Source organism: Pseudomonas sp. ITEM 17296 (genome assembly GCF_028895205.1).
In the GTDB taxonomy this organism is placed as follows: domain Bacteria; phylum Pseudomonadota; class Gammaproteobacteria; order Pseudomonadales; family Pseudomonadaceae; genus Aquipseudomonas; species Aquipseudomonas kermanshahensis.
In genome coordinates, this window is the sequence record NZ_WJRS01000002.1 from 372,602 (window position 1) to 390,700 (window position 18,099).

An 18,099-nucleotide genomic window follows, 5' to 3' on the forward strand; every position below is an offset into this window, starting at 1 on the left:
CCTAAAGGATCCAGCTGGCGACCAGGCAGGCCACCAGCGCCAGCGCTGATCCGGCCATCAAGGTGTACTGCCTGTGGGCCCGCCGTGCATGGGGCCGGACCTCTCGCAAGTATTCGCCAGGGGTGGGCGCACCCGGTCGATGGCGCAGGCCTTCGGCGATTTCGGCCAATTGACCCTGGATCAACAGCCCGACCAGGTAATGCGTGGATGCGTAGCTCGCCAGCGTCAACAACAGATACTTCACGCAGTCAGCACCCTCAGTGGCACAGCGGTCGCCCTGGAGTGGGTGGTATCCAGCAGAATCAGCCCTTCGCAGGTGTCATCCAGGCTGGCCAGCAGCCGACCCTGGCTATCCCAGGCCGCAGACCCACCTGCGCCGATGAACGTATCGGCAGGCCCCACGCAGTTGGCCAGCAAGACAGTAAGGCCCAGGGTGCGGGCGACCTTCGGGTAGTGTTGGTAACCCTCATCAATGCCCTTGGCCGTTTTCGCCACACTGGCCAGGTACACCTGCGCACCCTGTGCCCGCGCCTCTGCAGCATGTTCGATGAACATCGACTCGTAGCAGATGGCTGGCGCTACCCGGTGTTTGGCCACCTCGAGTACCAACGGTTGATCGCCGGCGGCGAAGTAGGGCAGTTCATCGCCGTGCAGGCGCCGTTTGGCATACGCCTGGCGGGGCATGCCTGGGCTCAGGATCGGCATGCCGATGCGAATGCCGTCAGGCGTTGGCAAGGGCAGGCCCACGGCGACTGTGAGAGCATGCTGGTCGCACAGTGCCTGCAGTGGCTCCAGCCGTGGGGAGGATAACGGCAGGGCGAGCTCGCGGGCCAAGGTCGGCTCATAGCCGGTCAGTGACAGTTCAGGAAACACCACCAGCTCAGCACCCAGCGCCGCAGCCTGCTCGATGCAATACAGGTGACGCGCAAGGTTGCCCTGAATATCGCCTTTGAGCGACGCCAGTTGCACGGCGCAGATCTTCATCAACAGCTCCTTCCCTGGTACGAGTCAAGGGCCGAGCATACGCCTGGCCGCAACACCTGTACCAGTGAAGGGATTTTCAGGAAGCCGAGTGCGGTGCGAAGCGCTGGCGGAACCAGTCGTTCAGCATGGCCTTTTCGGCATACAGGCGGTCGCTGCTGCTGGTCACCCGCCCCGGGCGGCTGAGGTACATCTTGTCGCTGACCCGTTCCTGCGCTTGCTGGGCAGGTTTGCCGGGCTGGCTGAGGGTGTAGCTGAGGTCGATGGTCGGCCAGGTGATTTCGCGCATGAAGCGCACATCGTAGGCATTGCTGTGCCAAGGCTCGAAGCGCCCGGCCAGGTCGATGTCACGGATGTCGATAACCAGCTGCTGGTCAGCTTGCAAGTAACGCTGGCCGAGCTTCTGCAGGTACTCGGTCAGGGCCTTCATGACATAGGCATCGGCACCCCGTTCGTAGCCGGCACTGTCGAGGCTGGCATCGCGAAATTTTTCGGGATGGTCGAATCGCACCTCGACCTGCGCAGTCGGAGCACCTTGTGCCATGCTGTTCAATGACAGCGCCACGAGCACGGCACACACGAGGGCGGTACGCATGATGCACCTCCAAGGTGAAAGACGTGTCCCTTTATTCTACGCCTGCCATGACAGCACCCGCAGAGGAAGTTTGTAATGAGTCGGTTTCGGCGGGTAGCCGCCAACCCCCTGGGTCGAGACCTGGCGGTGGGTGATATCCACGGGCACTTCGGGCGCCTTGTTCGGTGCCTGCAAGCGGTTGGGTTCAACCCCGCAGTGGACCGCCTGTTCAGCGTCGGTGACCTGGTCGACCGCGGTCCGCTCAGCCACGCGGCGCTGGCATGGCTGGACCTGCCCTGGTTTCATGCCGTGCAGGGTAACCATGAGGCGCTGGCGGTTACCTACCTGCGCGGTGGCCGGCTCGACCTGGAGATGTACCACGCCGCCGGTGGTGGCTGGTTTCTTGAGCTGCCCAAGGCTGAGCAGCGGCGCTTTGTCGAACGCTTCGAGCAATTGCCGATCGGTATGGAAGTTGAAAGTGCAGCGGGCCTGATCGGTCTGTTGCATGCCGACAGCCCCTTCGCCGATTGGCCCGTGTTACGTAGCTGGTTGGAACTGGATGACGACCCTGAGGTACGCGAAGTCTGCCAATGGTCGCGGCGCCGGCTGAAGGAGGGCGACACCCGGCCTGTGCACGGCATCCGTGCCTTGTTGGTCGGGCATACACCGGTGCTGCAGGTCAAACAGCTGGGCAATGTCTGGCACCTGGACACCGGCGGCTGGGCCAGCGGCCATTTCAGCCTGCTCGACCTGGCGACCCTTGAGCTGGTCAGCCCCGCGCAAGGTGCACAAGCAACGCCCCGGCCAACACCATCAGCATGACCCCCGAAGCCCGCTCCAGCCAGGGCAAGGCGCGGGCGAAGCGCTGCAACACGCGCTGGTTGCCGATGGCCACGGCGACCAGCAGGTCCCAGAGCAGCACGATGCAGAACATCCAGCCCGCATACACCACCTTCCAGCCGACACTGCTGCTGGCGACCATGCTGGCGAGGCTGGCGTAGAACAGCGCGTTCTTGGGGTTGAGAATGCCCGACAAAAAGCCCATCGCCAGGCTGCGCCACCCACCTGGTACAGCGTCATTGCCGGCCACTGCGGCCAGGTTGGAATGCCCGGCGTAGCGCAAGAATTGTGTGCCGATGTACAAGAGGTAGGCCGCACCGGCCAGCTGCAAAGCCATGAACAACGTGCTGCCTTCACGCAAAATCGACAGGCCAGTAAAGGCCATGGCGATGAAGGCGCCATTGGCCAACGCGATACCCAGGCACGCGCCGCTGGCGGTGCGCCAACCGCCACTGATGGAGGTGCGAGCAACCAGGAAAAAGTCCGGGCCGGGTGACAGCAGGGCTAGGAAGTGGGCGAGGGCGACGATCAGGAACTGCTCCATGGGCGAGACGACTCTGGCAGGGAAAGCCGCAGTCTGGCGTCGAGCCTGGAGCCCGTATTGAAGATTATTGCGCGGGGCCTCAATGGCCTCGGTATTGCCCGGGCGTTACGCCCACGTGCGCCTTGAACACCCGCTGAAAGTGGCTTTGGTCGGCAAACCCAAGCTGGTAGGCGACCTCTGCCAGCGCCAGGCCCTGGTTCAACAGAAGCCGACCGCGATTGACCCTGGCGTTGAGCAGGTAGGCATGGGGCGTCAGTCCGGTCGCTGCGCGAAACGCCCGAATCAGTTGATAACGCCCCAATCCCGCTTCCTGGGCCAGCAACGTCAGGCTCAGTTGCGCAGGGTCCTCAGCCTCGATCCGTTCGACCAGGCCACTGAGCAGGGAGGCGCCCAGCGCCGGTGCCGCCTCCAGCGTCGGGTGCGCGCAGAAGTCCTGGTCCCCCATGAAGGCAATCAGCGCCGCCTCTTTCTCGCCGTAGCTCGCACTGGAGAACAACAAGGCATTCAGCGCGCAGAACTGGCCGTACAAGGCGGGCACATGGCTGATACGTGCAGGCTCACCCGGCTGCGCACCGCTCAGCCCAGACTCCAGGCGCAGTTGCGACAGCCAATCGGCATCTACGTGCAGCATCTGGTAGCTCCAGGCCTGGCCTGGCGCCGGATTGCATGCATGCACACGCTTTGCCGGGACCATCACCAAGGTGCCGGGGGTCAGGCGTTGCTGACCACCGCTTGCGCCGCTAAACAGGCTGAAGCCGGCATCCACTGCGCCCATGGAAAAGGTCGGATGGCTATGCGCCTTGTAGCAGGCGCGGCTGTGGCAGGCGCGGCGGCTTTCGACGAAGGGCAGGGCAGTATCGCGCCAGACGCGGGCTTGTGAGCGGGGCATGAAAAGGGTCCTCGACAGGAGCAAAAGCTTACCAGTAGCAGGGGACCCGTACAGTTTTTTCGGCTGGCTGTAACTTGACCCTGTGCGCGTCTGCGGTCGAAATAAGCGCTTGATGTCAGAGGACAATAATAATGGATCTTGCCAGTTTGCTGCTGTTCATCCCCGCGTGCTTCGCCCTCAACATGGCGCCCGGGCCCAACAACCTGCTGTCGTTGCACAATGCCAGCCGCTACGGCCTGCGCACGGCCTGCGTGGCCGGTGGCGGGCGCATTGTTGCTTTCAGCGGCATGATTGCGCTGGCGGCCATGGGCCTGGCGGTGGTGCTGCATACCAGTGAATACCTGTTCCTCGCCATCAAAGTGATCGGTGCCGCCTACCTGTTCTACATTGCCTGGCAGTTGTGGCGGGCCCCTGTTGGTGAAGCCGTGGTGGCGGGTGATCACCCGCGCGGCACCTGGCGCCTGGCGCGGCAAGAGTTCTGGGTGGCGGCGGGCAACCCGAAGGCGATCCTGATCTTCACGGCCTTCCTGCCGCAGTTCGTTTCGGTCGGTGGTGCTACCCCGGTCAGTGAGCAGTTCTTGTGGTTGGGGGTGCTGTTCCTGCTGCTGGAGTGGGCCGCCATCGCCATCTATGCGGGCCTTGGCGCCTATATGCAGCGCTGGTTCAGCCAGCCTGGGCCGCGTCGGATGTTCAACCGGGTCAGCGCCTCCTTGCTGGGCTGCGCTGGCCTCGGTCTGCTGGCAGCGCGCCGCTAGAACTGCCAGCGCACACCCAGGTTCACGCCGCTGGCTTCCTGCTGGCGGCTGTCCAGGTTGACGCTGTACTGCACGCCGCCGTGCAGGCTAAGCGCTTCACTCACTTGCGCGACCACACCGCTTTCAAGTTGCACCGAGGTGTAGCGGTAGTCGGTCTTGATCGTGTCGAGGTCATCGAACGTCAGCGTGTCGCGGCCACCGTCGCCGTGCCACAGGTTGACCTGCGCATAGGGTTGCAGCAGGCGTCCACGGGTGCCCGTGAAGGTGCCTTCAAGGCGCGCACCCAAGCGCGCGGTCAGTTCAACCTCGGCGTCATGGCTGACGCGCGAGGCGCTGTCTCGGGCGGTGTCCAGCGAGACCTTCTGGGCGATCAACTGGGCTTGTGGCTCCACGGCCCAGCGTTGCGACAGGACGATGGGGTAGCCGGACTCCAGTGACGCTGTCCAGGCATGGCCACTGATGTTCAGCTTGTCACCACGGTGCGAGCGCGCCCGGCCATCCAGGTCGGTGTACTGCAGCACGGCATCGAGGTACCCGCGCTGCGGCCCGACCAGTGTCCAGTAAGCGCCGACGCTGTCGCCATCGAGCTTCAGGTCACCGACGCTGCGGTCTTGTACGGCCAGGGCAAACCCTTTGACGTCGGCGTCCAGGCGACTGTGGCTGACATACACGCCGACCTGTTGGCGATAGCCGCTGTCATTGACCTTGGCATACACGTCCTGGCCGACCTTGAAGCCATATAGGTCACCGTCCAGGCTGGGGCTGACCGTGCCGGTCCATTGCTGGCGCAGCGTGCCGCCGTAGGCCTGGCCCCAGCTGGCGGGGAGCCCGCCTTGGCCGGCCAACAACTGCTGGTCGCCCTGGCGCTGGTGAAAGGTACCCAACGCTTGGCGGGCGATGATTGCGGCGCCTCTGGGGGTAGCGGCGTACACCGGGACCTCGGGGCGGTACAGCGCCAAGGGCTTGCCCTGCACGGGCGCAGGCAGTTCAGCTTGCCCGGGCGCCGCCGCAACCACAGGCGGGGTCGCTGCCGGTTCGATCACGGGTGGCTCGCCGGGCTGCGGTGCCGGCGCCGGAGCGGGCGGGGCGACTAAGGTCGAGCGCAGGTACCAGCTGTTTTCGCTGCCGGCCGTGATACCACCCTTGAACAGGCGATAGTCGTAGGCACCGACCGAAAGCGTCTGGGTCTGTACGAAAGCGTCGTTCCGGCTGACAGCGCCTTCGCGGGCTTCGACCACTTGGATACCGTTTTGTGTGGTCAGCGCGCCTGCGCCACCCAGGTTATTGACCAGCAGGCCAGTGCTGCCAGCGATAACCCCGCGGCTGACGACCAGGCGGTCGGAGGCCGCGCCATCCCCGGCCAGCACGCTGTTCACGCGCAGGGTGCCGTTGTTGCCGGTGTAATCGCCTTGAATGCTCAGGCGCCCCTGGGCATCGTTGCCCCGTGACAGGTCTATCGTGCCGGCGTTTTCGACCGACACCTTGTTCCCGTTCTGGATACTCACGATGCTGCCTTGGCGTGCGATCAGCGCGCTGCTCGCATCGATTGTGAAGCTGCCTGTACCGGTCGCGGGGAGGGTGTCGGTGCCTAGGTCGCCCAAGGTGAGGGTATCGTCAAGGGTGAATCGGCTGGCGTTGGTCAACGCCACGGATTCCCAGTTGGTGTACAACGCCCCGCGCGTCACCTGGCTGCGGTTGAACACCAGGGTGTCATTGCCAGCGCCGCCGTCGATGTTGATGTCCAAGGCCTTGGCATCGAGGCTGTCAATTGTCGCGGAGTCATCGCCAATACCCATATCGACCCGGCCGCCGATGCTGCCGCCGGACCACGTGAAGGTGTCGTTGCCGGCACTGGCCAGCACATTCCCCTTGAGCGAACCACCACTGATGGTAATGCGGTCCTGGCCGCCACTGGTGCTGATATTGCCGTCAATCGAGCCCCCGCGCAGCAGGATCGTGTCGTTGCCAAAGCCGCTCACCAGGTTGCCGTCAATCTTGGTTGCAACGACGGTGTCCTGGGACATTTCGAAGTAGTTGTCAGCGAGCTTCAAGTCGACTCGGCCTATCTGGCCGCCCGAAAAGATTGCATGATCGCCATCCTCGAACGCACCGATAATGCGCCCGCCCGACATTGTGAAATTATCGAACCCTTGGCCCTGGTTCAGCGACTGGACCGTGCCCCCGCGCATGGTGAAGGTATCGACCTGTTGGGTTTGCGAGATCGCCCCCAGGCTGTCGCCCGGCAAGACGGTCAGTGAATCAGGGTAGCCAAGCGTCGGCAGTACGAGCAGTGGCAACGCGGCAGGGGCAAGCAGGCGGTGATAACGCATCGGCAGGTCTCCGGGGCCTCAGAGGGGGACCACTACCTGACGCGGCGCTTAGGTGCACCACCTCGGTCCTGCCTGAGTTGTAGGGAAAGGCCTGACGTTGAACAACTGGCAATAATGCTAGGTGGCCTGTTGCCACCCTGACGCTGTCAGTCGCGGTAGAAGGTTTGCACCAGGTGGTAGCCGAACTTGCTCTTGATCGGTCCATGCACCACACGCAGCGGCTTTTTGAAGATGACCTGGTCGATGGCGCCGACCATCTGGCCGGGCCGTACCTCACCCAGATCACCGCCGCGCTTGCCCGACGGGCAGGTGGAAAACTTTTTCGCCAGCACGTCGAAGGCCTCGCCATTGGCGATGCGCTGCTTGAGCTTTTCGGCTTCGTCAGCGGTCTTGACCAGGATGTGGCGGGCTTGAGCTTTCATGGGACACCTGTGCTTCGGGGTAAAAAAAGGGCGCCATTATGCCTCATTGTGCAGCGCGTTGTGGTCGCGAAACTGCTCCAGCGCCTCCGGGTTGGCCAGGGCGTCGGTGTTTTTCACCGGCAGGCCATGAACCACATCACGTACCGCCAGCTCCGCCAGCTTGCCGCTGATGGTGCGCGGTATGTCGTTGACCTGGGCAATCACCGCAGGCACATGGCGCGGCGTGGTGTACTGGCGTATCACCTGGCGAATGCGTTGGCGCAAGGCGTCATCCAGCTGCAGGCCGTCGCGCAGGCGCACGAACAGCACCACCCGTACATCGCCTTGCCAGTCCTGGCCGATGGCGACGCTTTCCAGCACCTCTTCGACCTTCTCCACCTGGCGGTAGATCTCTGCCGTGCCAATGCGCACCCCGCCAGGGTTGAGCACGGCATCGGAGCGGCCGTGGATGATCAGGCCACCGCTGGCGCGCTGCTCGGCATAGTCGCCCTGCGCCCAGACCCCCGGAAACTGGCTGAAGTAGGCCGCGTGGTAGCGGCTGCCATCGGGGTCGTGCCAGAAGCCCAGCGGCATGGACGGAAACGGCTGCAGGCACACCAACTCACCCTTTTCGTCATACACGCTCTGGCGTTGCGCGTTCCAGACCTCCACCGCCATGCCCAGCCCCTTGCACTGGATTTCGCCGCGATGCACCGGCAGCGTCGGGTTGCCCAGCACGAAGCAGGCGACGATGTCGGTGCCACCGGACATGGAGGCCAGGCATACATCGGCCTTGATCTTGCGGTAAACGTAATCGTAACTGTGCGGCGACAGTGGCGAGCCGGTCGACAGCAGCAGGCGCAAGCTGGTCAGGCGGTGCGTGGCGGCAGGCTCAAGGCCTTCCTGTTCGAGTGCAGCCAGGTACTTGGCGCTGGTGCCGAAGGCATGGATGCCCTCGGCATCGATCAAGTCCAGCAGCCGCGCTGACCCGGGGTGGAAGGGCGAGCCGTCATACAGCACCAGTGTGGCACCTACAGCCAGGCCGCTGGCCAGCCAGTTCCACATCATCCAGCCGCAGGTGGTGTAGTAGAACAGCACATCATCGGCCTTGAGGTCATTGTGCAGGCCGTGTTCCTTGAGGTGCTGCAGCAGCACCCCACCGGCGCGGTGGACGATGCACTTGGGTACGCCGGTGGTGCCGCTGGAGTAGAGGATGCACAGCGGATGATCGAACGGCAGCGGGGTGAATCGAGGCATGCCCCCGGGCTGGAAAAAGCCCTCCCACAGGTCGACACGGGACGCGTGGAATTCGTCGGCGCGGGTCCCGGTGCGGGTATGGGGTACCACGATCAGTTGCTCAAGGCCTGGTAATTGGGCACAGACCTGGTTGACCTTGTCGACCTGATCGATGACCTTGCCGGCATAGTGGTAACCGGCGCAGACGATCAGCAATTTGGGGCTGATCTGGCCGAATCGGTCGATGATGCCGTGCACGCCGAACTCAGGTGAAGCGCTGGACCAGATTGCGCCGAGGCTGGCGCAGGCCAGCATGGCGACCAGGGTTTCCCAGGTGTTGGGCATGATGGCAGCGATGCGGTCGCCCGGTTTCACACCGCAGGCCTCGAACGCCCGTTGCAGCCCCGCGACCTCGGCGGCCAACTGCGCATGGCTCAGCACTCGGCGCAGGCCGTCTTCGCGTACGGCGATCAATGCCGGGCGGTCGTCGCGCCGGCGCAGCAGGTGTTCGGCGTAGTTCAGGGTGGCGCCGCTGAACCACTGGGCATCGGGCATTTGCGGGCCTTCGCGCAGCACGTGGCTCGGTGGTTGGTGCCAGTTAACGTGAAAGTACTCGGCAAGGCTCTGCCAGAAGGCTGAGCGCTGCTCGATGCTCCAGCGGTGCAGTGCCTGGTAGTCGTTTAACTCGAGGTTGTAGCGCAGGTTGACCCAGCGGCGAAACGCAACCATCCGGCTGGCCTCGATCTGCGCTGTGGAGGGGCTCCAGAGTACGTCGTTCATGGCGAACCTCCAGTGGTTGCGGGAGGGGGGAGGAGCAGCCTTGCGCTGCGAAGAGGCCAGTGAAAACACAGTAAATCTTCGCTGCTATTACTGGCCTCTTCGCAGCGCGAGGCTGCTCCTACCTGTCAGCGTGATGCGAGCTTCTTATTCCACTTTAGCCTTCTGCACGTCTTGCGAGGCTGACCACACGCGGTAGCGCACCTCGACGTCCTTGGGCACATACACCACCACTGGCAACTTGCTGTTGTAGCGCAGCATGAAGCCTTCGCCGACCACCGGCACGAACGCATCGGTCTTCTTGCCATCCGGGCAGGCCATCAGGGTGCTCGCAGGGCCGCCGACCTTGTCCAGGCGGTAGTAGCTGTAGCCCCAGCCTTCGAGCGTGCGTTCTTCGAGGCTGCCCGCCAGGCGTTGGCGGTTGCAGTCGACCTTGAGCGTCTTGCCCGCGAGAATTTCCAGTTTATAGGCCGACTCGTCAGCCTGGGCTGGCAGGTGGATGACCTGCCGGGTGAAGCCTTTTTCCGCCTCGGGATAGGGCGCGACATCCTTCAAGCTGGCAGCCATCGCCGGGGCGGCGGCAGCCAGGGTCAAGGTCAGGATCGCGGACAGTGGGCGTGGGCGCATGTAGGCCTCCTTGCAGTTGAAAAGGGTGCAAGACCATTGCCAGGTCGTGGCCGGCCCTCACTGGGCCAGCCAGCCACCGTCGACATTCCAGGCGGCACCACGGACCTGGCTTGCGGCCTCGCTGCACAGAAATAGTACCAGCTCGCCCAGGTGCTCGGGGGTGACGAAGGCCAACGAAGGCTGCTTCTCGGCCAACAGGTCGTGTTGTGCCTGCTGCGGGTCTACACCCTTGGCGGCGCGGTCGTCGATCTGCTTTTGCACCAGCGGGGTCAGCACCCAGCCCGGGCAGATGGCGTTGCAAGTGACATTGCTGGCGGCCGTTTCCAGGCCCACGACCTTGGTCAGGCCCACCACGCCATGCTTGGCCGCCACGTAGGCGGCCTTGCCGGTCGAACCGACCAGCCCGTGCACCGAAGCGATGTTGATGATCCGCCCCCAGTTGCGCGCGCGCATGCCGGGCAGGGCCAGGCGGCTGCCATGGAACACCGCCGACAGGTTGAGGGCGATGATCTTGTCCCAGCTCTCCACGGGAAATTGCTCGACCGGCGCCACGTGCTGGATACCGGCGTTGTTGACCAGAATGTCGACACCGCCGAATTCATGCTCGGCCACGGCGAACAGGGCCTCTATTTGCGCTACATCCGACAGGTCGGCGGGGTGGTGGATAGCCTTCACGCCGTGGCTGGTAATGCTGGCGATGGCCGGCGCCGGGTCGCCAAAGCCGTTGAGCAGGATGTTGGCCCCGGCACGGGCCAGCACCTGGGCGATGCCAAGGCCGATACCGCTGGTGGAACCGGTGACGAGTGCAGTCTTGCCTTTGAGGGTCATGCGAATGCTCCCAGTGCAGGTTGTGGGTATTTTTGTAGGGGCAGCCTTGTGCTGCGAAGAGGCCGGTGAAAGCAGCTAAGATTTACAGGGTTTTCACTGGCCTCTTCGCAGCGCAAGGCTGCTCCTACAGGGGTCGTGCATTAACCACGTGGATCGAACGCTTCGCGCAGCGCATCGCCGATGAATACCAGCAGCGACAGAATCACCGCCAACGCGAAAAACGCAGTAAAGCCAAGCCAGGGCGCCTCCAGGTGCTGCTTGCCCTGGGTCACCAGTTCGCCCAGCGAGGCGCTGCCGGCCGGCATGCCGAAGCCCAGGAAGTCCAGCGCAGTCAGGGTGGTAATGGCCCCGGTCAACATGAACGGTACATAGGTCAGCGTGGCGTTCATGGCATTGGGCAGAATGTGCCGCAACATCACCTGGCTGTCTGGCAGGCCCAGCGCCCGCGCGGCTTTGACGTATTCCAGGTTGCGCCCGCGCAAGAACTCGGCGCGCACCACATCGACCAGGGCCAGCCACGAGAACAGCGCCATGATCCCCAACAACCACCAGAAATCAGGCTCGACGAAGCCGCTGAGGATGATCAACAGGTACAGCACCGGCAACCCCGACCAGACCTCCAGCAAGCGCTGCCCCAGCAGGTCGACCCAGCCGCCGTGGTAGCCCTGCAAAGCTCCGGCCGTCACGCCGATCAGCACGCTGACCACGGTCAGGGCAAAGGCGAACAGCAGCGACACTCGGGTGCCGTACAGCACCCGGGCCAGCACATCGCGCCCCTGGTCGTCGGTGCCCAGCCAATTGCTGGTACTGGGTGGGCTGGGGGTGGGCACTTGTAGGTCGTAGTTAGGGGTGTCGGCACTGAAGGGGATGGGGGCGAACAGCATCCAGCCGCCCTGGCCCTCGATCAACTGGCGCACGTAGGCACTGCGGTAATCTGGCTGGAACGGCAATTGGCCGCCGAACTGCTGTTCGGTGTAACGCTTGAGCGCCGGGGTGTACAGCTCGCCCTTGTAACCCAGCAGCAAGGGCTTGTCGTTGGCCACCAACTCTGCGCCCAAGCTCAGCAGCAATAGCGCTGCGAACAGCCACAGCGATACCCAGCCGAGGCGGTTGCGGCGAAAGCGTTGCAGGCGGCGGCGCGACACGGGCGAGAGCATCAGTTGGCCCTCGTGTCGAAGTCGATGCGCGGGTCTAGCAGGGTGTAGCACACATCGCCGATCAGACGGATCAACAAACCCGCCAGGGTAAAGATGAACAGCGTGCCGAAGACCACCGGGTAGTCACGCGACACGGCGGCTTCGTAACTCATCCGGCCAAGGCCATCGAGGGAGAAGATCACTTCGATGAGCAGCGAGCCTGCAAAAAACACCGTGATCAGTGCCTGGGGCAGCCCGGCCACCACCAGCAGCATGGCATTGCGCAACACGTGGCCGTACAGCACGCGCCGCTCGCTCAGCCCCTTGGCCCGGGCGGTGACCACGTACTGGCGGGAGATCTCGTCAAGGAATGCATTCTTGGTCAGCAGTGTCAGGGTGGCGAAGCCGCCGATCACCAGTGCGCCGACCGGCAGCACCAGGTGCCAGAAATAGTCGGCGACCTTGCCCAGCAGGCTGAGTTGGTCGAAGTTTTCCGACACCAGGCCGCGCACCGGGAACCAGTTCAGCGACGTGCCGCCGGCGAACAGCACGATCAGCAACAGGGCGAACAGGAACGAGGGCAGGGCGTAGCCGATCACGATCAGTGCGCTGCTCCAGGCATCGAAGCGGCTGCCATGGCGCACTGCCTTGCGGATGCCCAAGGGGATAGAAACCAGGTAGGTGATGAGCGTGGCCCAGAAGCCGAGCGACAAGGTGACCGGCAGCTTGTCGAGGATCAGGTCGGTGACCTTGGCCCCACGAAAGAAGCTCTGGCCGAAGTCGAGCCGGGCGTACTGGCTCAGCATCAGCCAGAGGCGCTCGGGGGCTGATTTATCGAAACCGTACTGGTGTTTGATCGCCTCGATCAGCTTGGGGTCCAGGCCGCGGGTGGCCCGTGACTCGCCATGCGCCACCTCGGCCCGGGCGCCTGGTGCGCCGCCGCCGATACCCTGCAGCCGCGCCACCGCTTGCTCCACCGGGCCACCAGGCGCCGCCTGGACGATCGCGAAATTGACCAGCAGGATCGCCAGCAGCGTGGGGATGATGAGCAACAGGCGCCGCAGAATATAGGCCGTCATGGTGAGGCCTTCAGGCGTTCGGCCATCTGCGCGTTGGTCAGCGGGGTAGGGCTGACTTCCCACCAGGTGTCGAGGCCTTCGTCATAGGTGGCCTGAACCTTGGGCAAGCCAAAGCGGTTCCACCAGGCCGTGGAGCTGCCGGGCGGGTAGTAGTTGGGGATCCAGTAGTAGTTCCACTGCAGCACGCGGTCCAGGGCATGGGCATGGCGCAGCATGTCGGCTTGCGTGCTGGCGCGTACCAGGCCGTCGATCAGGCTGTCCACTGCAGGGTCCTGGAGCACCATCAGGTTGTTCGAGCCGGGGTCGTGGGCCGCTGCCGAACCGAAGTAGTTGTACAGCTCGGCCCCCGGCGACAGCGTGACCGGGTAGCCGGTCACGATCATGTCGTAGTCACGCGCCATCAGGCGGTTGACGTATTGGGCCGAGTCGACATTGCGGATGTTCAGGGTGACGCCGATCTGCGCCAGGTTGCGCTTCCACGGCAGCAGCAGGCGCTCCAGGCCGGCCTGGCCGTTGAGGAAGGTGAATTCCAGCGGCTCGCCTTGGGCGTTCACCAGGCGGTCACCCTCGGGGTGCCAGCCGGCTTGCTGCAACAAGGCTAACGCTTGCAGCTGTTGCGTGCGGATGATGCCCGTGCCATCGGTGACCGGGGCCGTGAACACGCGGTCGAAGACCTCATCCGGCACCTTGCCGCGCAACGGCTCCAGCAGTTCGAGTTCGCTGGCGTCGGGCAATGCGCGGGCGGCCAGTGGGGTGTTGGAAAACACGCTCTGCTGGCGGATGTAGAGGTTGCGCATCATCTGCCGGTTGCTCCACTCGTAGTCCCAGAGCATGCCCAGCGCCTGGCGCACGCGGCGGTCGCGAAACGGCGGCTTGTCCAGGTTGAACACATAACCTTGGGCAACCTGCGGTTTGGCCGGGCCCAGGTGCGCGCGCTGCAGGCGGCCGTCGTCCAGCTGCGCGCCGTTGTAGCCGAGGGTGTAGGCCGTGGCGGAAAACTCGCGGTTGTAATCGTAGCCGCCCCCTTTTAGCACCTGCCGCGCCACTTCGGTGTCGCCGAAGTATTCGATGCGCAACGTGTCGAAATTGTAGCGGCCACGGCTGGCAGGGAGGTCTTTGGCCCACCAGGTTGGGTCACGTTCAAAGCTGATGCTGCGGCCATTGTCGATCTGGCCGATGCGGTACGGGCCGCTGCCGACCGGTTTGCCGAAGCCGGCGCCGTTGGCGAAATCGCGTTGTTGCCAGTCATGCTCGGGCAGCACCGGCAGGCTGGCCAAGTCCAAGGGCAGGGTGCGGCCATGGGGTTGCCTGAAGTCGAAGCGCACGCGATGCGGGCCTTCGACGGTTACCCCAGCGACCTCGGCGAACTGGGTGCGGTATTTGAGGCTGCCTTTGCTCATCAGCAGCTCGAAGGTAAAGCGCACGTCTTCGGCGCGCACCGGCTTGCCGTCGGCGAAGGTGGCGCGAGGGTCGATCTCGAAGCGCAGCCAGGCATCGTCCGGGCCACGTTCCATGCGCCGGGCAATCAGGCCGTAGACGGTGTAGGGTTCATCGAATGAGCGCACGGCCAATGGCGCGTACAGCCAACCATCGACTTCGTTGACGCCGATGCCTTTGTCGATGTACGGCAGAACATGGTCGAACTGGCCAATCTCCATGGCCGAGCGGCGCAATATGCCGCCCTTGGGGGCGTTGGGGTTGGTGTAGTCGAAATGGTGGAAGTTTTGGTTGTAGCGGGGGGCTTCGCCGTAGACGGTCAACGCGTGGGTGGGTGCAGCGTGGGTGTTGACGGAAAAGCACAGAAACAAAACCAGCCAGCCCAGGCGATACAAGCCCTTGTAGGAGCAGCCTTGTGCTGCGAAGGCGTCAGCACGGTCAACGAAATTGCCCGGCCGGGCCACTTCACAGCGCAAGGCTGTTCCTACAGAGGCTGAGTCGTTCCAGAGGAACAACCTGGTATCAGTCCTGACGGCTGGTCACTTCCAGCAGGTGATAACCGAACTGGGTTTTCACCGGGCCCTGGACAACGTTCAGCGGCGCGCTGAAGACCACGGTATCGAACTCACGCACCATCTGGCCCGGGCCGAACGAGCCCAGGTCGCCGCCTTGGCGGCTGGATGGGCAGGTGGAATTGGCCTTGGCGACTTCGGCGAAATCGGCACCAGCTTCGATCTGGGCTTTCAGTTCGTTGCATTTGTCTTCGCTGCTGACCAGGATGTGGCGGGCGGTGGCACGTGCCATGGGTACTGCTCCTTAGGGTAAAAACGCAAGCCTAGCGCACTTGTTCGGGAAATGTCTCGCAAGGCTTGCTAGCGGCTTCCTACAGTTTTTGTGCCGCCTCGCGCAACAGGGTTTCTGTTGACGCCCAACCCAGGCAGCCATCGGTGATCGACACGCCGTACTTCAGTGCGCCTTTGCCTAGGGACTGGCAGCCATCGAACAGGTGCCCTTCGATCATCACGCCGACAATCGAACGGTCACCGGCCACGCGCTGTGCCAGCACGTCCTCGAATACCGCGGGCTGCTGCGCTGGGTCCTTGCCGCTGTTGGCATGGCTGCAATCGACCATGATCCGCGCCTGCAACCCCACCTGGGCCAACCCCTGGCGGGCCTGGGCGATGCTCGTGGCATCGTAGTTCGGGCCTTTATGGCCGCCGCGCAACACCAGGTGGGTGTCGGGGTTGCCCAGGGTCTCGATGATGGCCGGGTAGCCCTGCGCATCCATGCCGAAATGGCGGTGCGGGTGCGCGGCGCTGCGCATGGCGTCGCAGGCGATGCCAATACCGCCGTCGGTGCCATTCTTGAAGCCCACAGGCAGTTCCAGGCCACTGACCATTTCACGGTGCACCTGCGACTCGGTGGTGCGTGCGCCGATCGCGGCCCAGCCCAGCAGGTCGTCGAAGTAGCCCGCGGCCATCGGCTGCAGCAGCTCGGTGGCAATGGGCAGGCCGCGCTCGATCATATTCAGCATCAGGCCGCGCGACAGGGCGATACCGGCGTGCATGTCATCGCTGCCATCGAGGTGCGGGTCGTAGGCCAGGCCTTTCCAGCCCACCGTGGTGCGGGGTTTTTCGACGTAGGCGCGCATCACCAGCAGCAGCTTGTCATCCACTTCGCGGCTCAGCGCGGCTAGGCGGTCGGCGTATTCCAGGGCCGAGCGAGGGTCGTGAATCGAGCAGGGGCCTACCACTACCAACAGGCGTTCGTCGCGGCCTTCGAGAATGGCGCGGATGGCCTGGCGGTGGGCATGGACTTGCTGGGTGAGCTCAGCGGACAGCGGCATTTGCTGCTTGAGCAGGTGGGGGCTTGGCAGGCGCTGGCTGACGGTCGTATTGGCAGCTTGCGGTTGGTTCAGGGGCAGGGCGAGGTTCGAGGCTTGCATGGCGTTTTTCCCTGGGCGGACGGCGGGTTCTGGCCCGCGTCGTCGGCCCTATCGAGGTGTTCGACAGATCGTTGTAGGTGTGTTGGCTGCAGCGTTGCCACCCTTGAAGGACCGAACGGAGGCGGCAGGCTGGCCCGAACGGGATTGGCTAAATCGCCAGGCATAGGTGTTTGCGCAGTAATAAGTGGCGTAGTTCATGAATCTGTCCTCAAGGTAAATCGGTAATGTTCAAAGGCCTGAAAAGCAAAACCCCCGGTCGGGGAGCCGACCGGGGGTTTGAGTATTCTCATGTTCGGCGGCCCCTCGAAAGTGGGCGCCGTGTGGGTATCAGCGGCGCCTAGTGGCTAAACCAATACCCAAAATAAAAGCTGGCAGGGGCCTTGCGACCGGCAACGGCCAGCACAGAGCGCAGGGTGCGACCGGTGTGGTTGGCGTGATTGCAGGTGCGTTTCGGCATGTTGCTCTCCAGTGAATGAGCCCGAGCTTACTTCAGATCAGGCGCGGCGTTCAATAGGTAAATGCTGTGACGTTGATCATTGTCGGTAATGGGTGGCAATGACTCATTCAATCGCCGTAACGCCCCACCAGGGTTTGTGCGCCCAAGGCATGCTCTTGGAGCAACTGCAGCAGCCCGTTGCGGTCCAGGTCTGCTGGCAGGATGCCGGGTTCGAGGTCGGTTGCAATCAACGTCAGCGCGTAGTGGTGCGGGTTGTCCCCGGCGGGCGGGCATGGGCCTCGGTAGCTGGCGGTACCGCGGGAGTTGCGCCCCACCGTCACGGCAGGGCTGGTCAGCCCGGCCACGCCTTCTTTCAAGCCATCCAGGCCCGGGTCGATGTTGTAGGCGACCCAGTGCACCACCCCGAGGCCTTTGCCGCCATCGGGGTCGAACATCACCAGCGCCAGCGAGCGCGTACCGGCGGGCAGGTTGTCCCAGCTCAGTTGCGGGGTGCGTTCTTCACCTGCGCCGCAGGCCGGGTCTGGCCCGACCTGTTGCAGGGCGAGCACGCCACCGTCGGTGAAGGAGGAAGAACTGATCGACAATGCGCCAGAGCCTGGCCCGGCGGCCAGTACGCTGAAAGGCAGCAGGGCAGCGAGCAGCCAGGGTATGGCGTTCATGGCAACTCCTTGGCAGGGCAATGGAGCGCAGTGTAGTCCAGCCGAGCCTCAACGGCTGTCCTGGTCCTCAGCGGTGCCGCCATCGTAGCCGGCACCGGAGCCTGTGGCTTCGCCGGTGCTGTTGGAGCCGCCGCTGGCGCCGTCTGCGGCATCGGTGCCGGTGTTGCTGCTGTCGTTGTCCTGGCCGCTGCCGGGGCTGTTGACGCTGCTTCCGTCACCTGCGGTCTTGCCGCCAGACTGGTCGGTTTGTGGGCGGCTGTCGGTATTGGTGGGTTCGGTGGCAGCGAAGCTGGTGCCAGTGATGGCGCCCAGGGCTAAGGCCAGGCACAGCGAAAGGGGGCGAATGCGGATCATGATGAATCTCCAGTGCGGATGATCTGTCATTCGTTTGGCTGGAGCAGGGCGGCGCGGTGCCCTCTGGGCGACGGGTGGTCACCAGAGGCCAGGAGCACGCCTTTTCTGTGTAGGAGCAGCCTTGTGCTGCGAAGAGGCCGGTGACCACACAACAGATCTTCGCTGTTATCACTGGCCTCTTCGCAGCACAAGGCTGCTCCTACCGGGGTGGGGTTATCGGGTTTCGGCATGCGCTGGCCGGTACCTTGCA

19 protein-coding genes are annotated in these 18,099 nt (G+C 63.9%); 2 read left to right on the forward strand and 17 right to left on the reverse strand.

All coding sequences use genetic code 11. The features are described 5' to 3' along the window. Position 1: 1 nt before the first annotated feature. The 3 genes from GIB19_RS04370 to GIB19_RS04380 all read right to left on the reverse strand — a co-directional run bounded on the left by GIB19_RS04370 (position 2) and on the right by GIB19_RS04380 (position 1,576). On the reverse strand, positions 2 to 244 hold the full coding sequence (locus GIB19_RS04370) for a hypothetical protein (RefSeq protein ID WP_027594853.1): 243 nt from the start codon (positions 242 to 244) through the stop codon (positions 2 to 4). Next, the gene (locus GIB19_RS04375; RefSeq protein ID WP_274883796.1) at positions 241 to 984 is read right to left on the reverse strand and encodes a carbon-nitrogen hydrolase family protein; all 744 of its coding nucleotides are present in this window, start codon (positions 982 to 984) and stop codon (positions 241 to 243) included. The genes GIB19_RS04370 and GIB19_RS04375 overlap by 4 nt, the downstream gene beginning before the upstream one ends. Positions 985 to 1,060: 76 nt before the next feature. Beyond that, on the reverse strand, positions 1,061 to 1,576 hold the full coding sequence (locus GIB19_RS04380; RefSeq protein ID WP_274883800.1) for a DUF3016 domain-containing protein: 516 nt from the start codon (positions 1,574 to 1,576) through the stop codon (positions 1,061 to 1,063). Between the two features lie 75 nt (positions 1,577 to 1,651). Between GIB19_RS04380 and GIB19_RS04385 the strand changes: the two genes are divergently transcribed. After that, positions 1,652 to 2,377, forward strand: coding sequence for a metallophosphoesterase (locus tag GIB19_RS04385; protein ID WP_099429480.1), 726 nt, complete (start codon positions 1,652 to 1,654; stop codon positions 2,375 to 2,377). Here the strand turns inward: GIB19_RS04385 and GIB19_RS04390 are convergent. Then, the gene (locus GIB19_RS04390; protein ID WP_274883802.1) at positions 2,325 to 2,939 is read right to left on the reverse strand and encodes a LysE family translocator; all 615 of its coding nucleotides are present in this window, start codon (positions 2,937 to 2,939) and stop codon (positions 2,325 to 2,327) included. The two genes, GIB19_RS04385 and GIB19_RS04390, sit on opposite strands and share 53 nt — an antisense overlap. A gap of 79 nt (positions 2,940 to 3,018) precedes the next feature. Beyond that, entirely contained in the window at positions 3,019 to 3,828 is an 810-nt protein-coding gene (locus GIB19_RS04395; RefSeq protein WP_274883804.1) for an AraC family transcriptional regulator, read from the reverse strand. Positions 3,829 to 3,959: 131 nt separating this feature from the next. Between GIB19_RS04395 and GIB19_RS04400 the strand changes: the two genes are divergently transcribed. Then, on the forward strand, positions 3,960 to 4,583 hold the full coding sequence (locus GIB19_RS04400; RefSeq protein ID WP_027594859.1) for a LysE family translocator: 624 nt from the start codon (positions 3,960 to 3,962) through the stop codon (positions 4,581 to 4,583). Here the strand turns inward: GIB19_RS04400 and GIB19_RS04405 are convergent. The 12 genes from GIB19_RS04405 to GIB19_RS04460 form a co-directional block, all read right to left on the reverse strand. Next, positions 4,580 to 6,913, reverse strand: a complete 2,334-nt coding sequence (locus GIB19_RS04405; RefSeq protein ID WP_274883807.1) for an autotransporter family protein — start codon at positions 6,911 to 6,913, stop codon at positions 4,580 to 4,582. The genes GIB19_RS04400 and GIB19_RS04405 overlap by 4 nt on opposite strands. A 146-nt stretch (positions 6,914 to 7,059) precedes the next feature. Then, a complete protein-coding gene (locus tag GIB19_RS04410) occupies positions 7,060 to 7,335 on the reverse strand; it encodes a peptidylprolyl isomerase (RefSeq protein WP_009686637.1) in 276 nt (91 codons plus the stop codon). 36 nt (positions 7,336 to 7,371) lie between these two features. Further along, on the reverse strand, positions 7,372 to 9,330 hold the full coding sequence (locus tag GIB19_RS04415; protein ID WP_274883817.1) for an acetoacetate--CoA ligase: 1,959 nt from the start codon (positions 9,328 to 9,330) through the stop codon (positions 7,372 to 7,374). 144 nt (positions 9,331 to 9,474) lie between these two features. After that, entirely contained in the window at positions 9,475 to 9,954 is a 480-nt protein-coding gene (gene eco / locus GIB19_RS04420; protein ID WP_274883818.1) for a serine protease inhibitor ecotin, read from the reverse strand. A 57-nt stretch (positions 9,955 to 10,011) separates the two neighbouring features. After that, a complete protein-coding gene (gene hbdH, locus GIB19_RS04425) occupies positions 10,012 to 10,782 on the reverse strand; it encodes a 3-hydroxybutyrate dehydrogenase (protein ID WP_274883819.1) in 771 nt (256 codons plus the stop codon). A 140-nt stretch (positions 10,783 to 10,922) separates the two neighbouring features. Continuing rightward, a complete protein-coding gene (locus GIB19_RS04430) occupies positions 10,923 to 11,939 on the reverse strand; it encodes an ABC transporter permease (protein WP_274883821.1) in 1,017 nt (338 codons plus the stop codon). Continuing rightward, a complete protein-coding gene (locus GIB19_RS04435) occupies positions 11,939 to 12,997 on the reverse strand; it encodes a microcin C ABC transporter permease YejB (protein ID WP_027594865.1) in 1,059 nt (352 codons plus the stop codon). The genes GIB19_RS04430 and GIB19_RS04435 overlap by 1 nt, the downstream gene beginning before the upstream one ends. Then, the gene (locus tag GIB19_RS04440; protein ID WP_274883845.1) at positions 12,994 to 14,829 is read right to left on the reverse strand and encodes an extracellular solute-binding protein; all 1,836 of its coding nucleotides are present in this window, start codon (positions 14,827 to 14,829) and stop codon (positions 12,994 to 12,996) included. The genes GIB19_RS04435 and GIB19_RS04440 overlap by 4 nt, the downstream gene beginning before the upstream one ends. Positions 14,830 to 14,956: 127 nt before the next feature. Continuing rightward, positions 14,957 to 15,238 (reverse strand): peptidylprolyl isomerase, encoded by a 282-nt coding sequence (locus tag GIB19_RS04445; protein WP_027594867.1) that lies wholly within the window; start codon positions 15,236 to 15,238, stop codon positions 14,957 to 14,959. A 79-nt stretch (positions 15,239 to 15,317) separates the two neighbouring features. Continuing rightward, positions 15,318 to 16,379: a 3-deoxy-7-phosphoheptulonate synthase gene (locus GIB19_RS04450; protein WP_274883824.1), complete on the reverse strand. Its 1,062-nt coding sequence runs from the start codon at positions 16,377 to 16,379 to the stop codon at positions 15,318 to 15,320. A gap of 564 nt (positions 16,380 to 16,943) precedes the next feature. Beyond that, on the reverse strand, positions 16,944 to 17,495 hold the full coding sequence (locus tag GIB19_RS04455) for a YbhB/YbcL family Raf kinase inhibitor-like protein (protein WP_274883825.1): 552 nt from the start codon (positions 17,493 to 17,495) through the stop codon (positions 16,944 to 16,946). A gap of 48 nt (positions 17,496 to 17,543) precedes the next feature. Then, entirely contained in the window at positions 17,544 to 17,849 is a 306-nt protein-coding gene (locus tag GIB19_RS04460) for a hypothetical protein (RefSeq protein ID WP_027594870.1), read from the reverse strand. Positions 17,850 to 18,099: the final 250 nt, after the last annotated feature.

Coding starts and splice junctions, on each gene's coding strand:
- GIB19_RS04375 (WP_274883796.1), bottom strand. CDS start 984: ATGAAGATCTGCGCCGTGCAACTGGCGTCGCTCAAAGGCGATATTCAG.
- GIB19_RS04380 (WP_274883800.1), bottom strand. CDS start 1,576: ATGCGTACCGCCCTCGTGTGTGCCGTGCTCGTGGCGCTGTCATTGAAC.
- GIB19_RS04385 (WP_099429480.1), top strand. CDS start 1,652: ATGAGTCGGTTTCGGCGGGTAGCCGCCAACCCCCTGGGTCGAGACCTG.
- GIB19_RS04390 (WP_274883802.1), bottom strand. CDS start 2,939: ATGGAGCAGTTCCTGATCGTCGCCCTCGCCCACTTCCTAGCCCTGCTG.
- GIB19_RS04395 (WP_274883804.1), bottom strand. CDS start 3,828: ATGCCCCGCTCACAAGCCCGCGTCTGGCGCGATACTGCCCTGCCCTTC.
- GIB19_RS04400 (WP_027594859.1), top strand. CDS start 3,960: ATGGATCTTGCCAGTTTGCTGCTGTTCATCCCCGCGTGCTTCGCCCTC.
- GIB19_RS04405 (WP_274883807.1), bottom strand. CDS start 6,913: ATGCGTTATCACCGCCTGCTTGCCCCTGCCGCGTTGCCACTGCTCGTA.
- GIB19_RS04410 (WP_009686637.1), bottom strand. CDS start 7,335: ATGAAAGCTCAAGCCCGCCACATCCTGGTCAAGACCGCTGACGAAGCC.
- GIB19_RS04415 (WP_274883817.1), bottom strand. CDS start 9,330: ATGAACGACGTACTCTGGAGCCCCTCCACAGCGCAGATCGAGGCCAGC.
- eco (WP_274883818.1), bottom strand. CDS start 9,954: ATGCGCCCACGCCCACTGTCCGCGATCCTGACCTTGACCCTGGCTGCC.
- hbdH (WP_274883819.1), bottom strand. CDS start 10,782: ATGACCCTCAAAGGCAAGACTGCACTCGTCACCGGTTCCACCAGCGGT.
- GIB19_RS04430 (WP_274883821.1), bottom strand. CDS start 11,939: ATGCTCTCGCCCGTGTCGCGCCGCCGCCTGCAACGCTTTCGCCGCAAC.
- GIB19_RS04435 (WP_027594865.1), bottom strand. CDS start 12,997: ATGACGGCCTATATTCTGCGGCGCCTGTTGCTCATCATCCCCACGCTG.
- GIB19_RS04445 (WP_027594867.1), bottom strand. CDS start 15,238: ATGGCACGTGCCACCGCCCGCCACATCCTGGTCAGCAGCGAAGACAAA.
- GIB19_RS04450 (WP_274883824.1), bottom strand. CDS start 16,379: ATGCAAGCCTCGAACCTCGCCCTGCCCCTGAACCAACCGCAAGCTGCC.
- GIB19_RS04455 (WP_274883825.1), bottom strand. CDS start 17,495: ATGAACGCCATACCCTGGCTGCTCGCTGCCCTGCTGCCTTTCAGCGTA.
- GIB19_RS04460 (WP_027594870.1), bottom strand. CDS start 17,849: ATGATCCGCATTCGCCCCCTTTCGCTGTGCCTGGCCTTAGCCCTGGGC.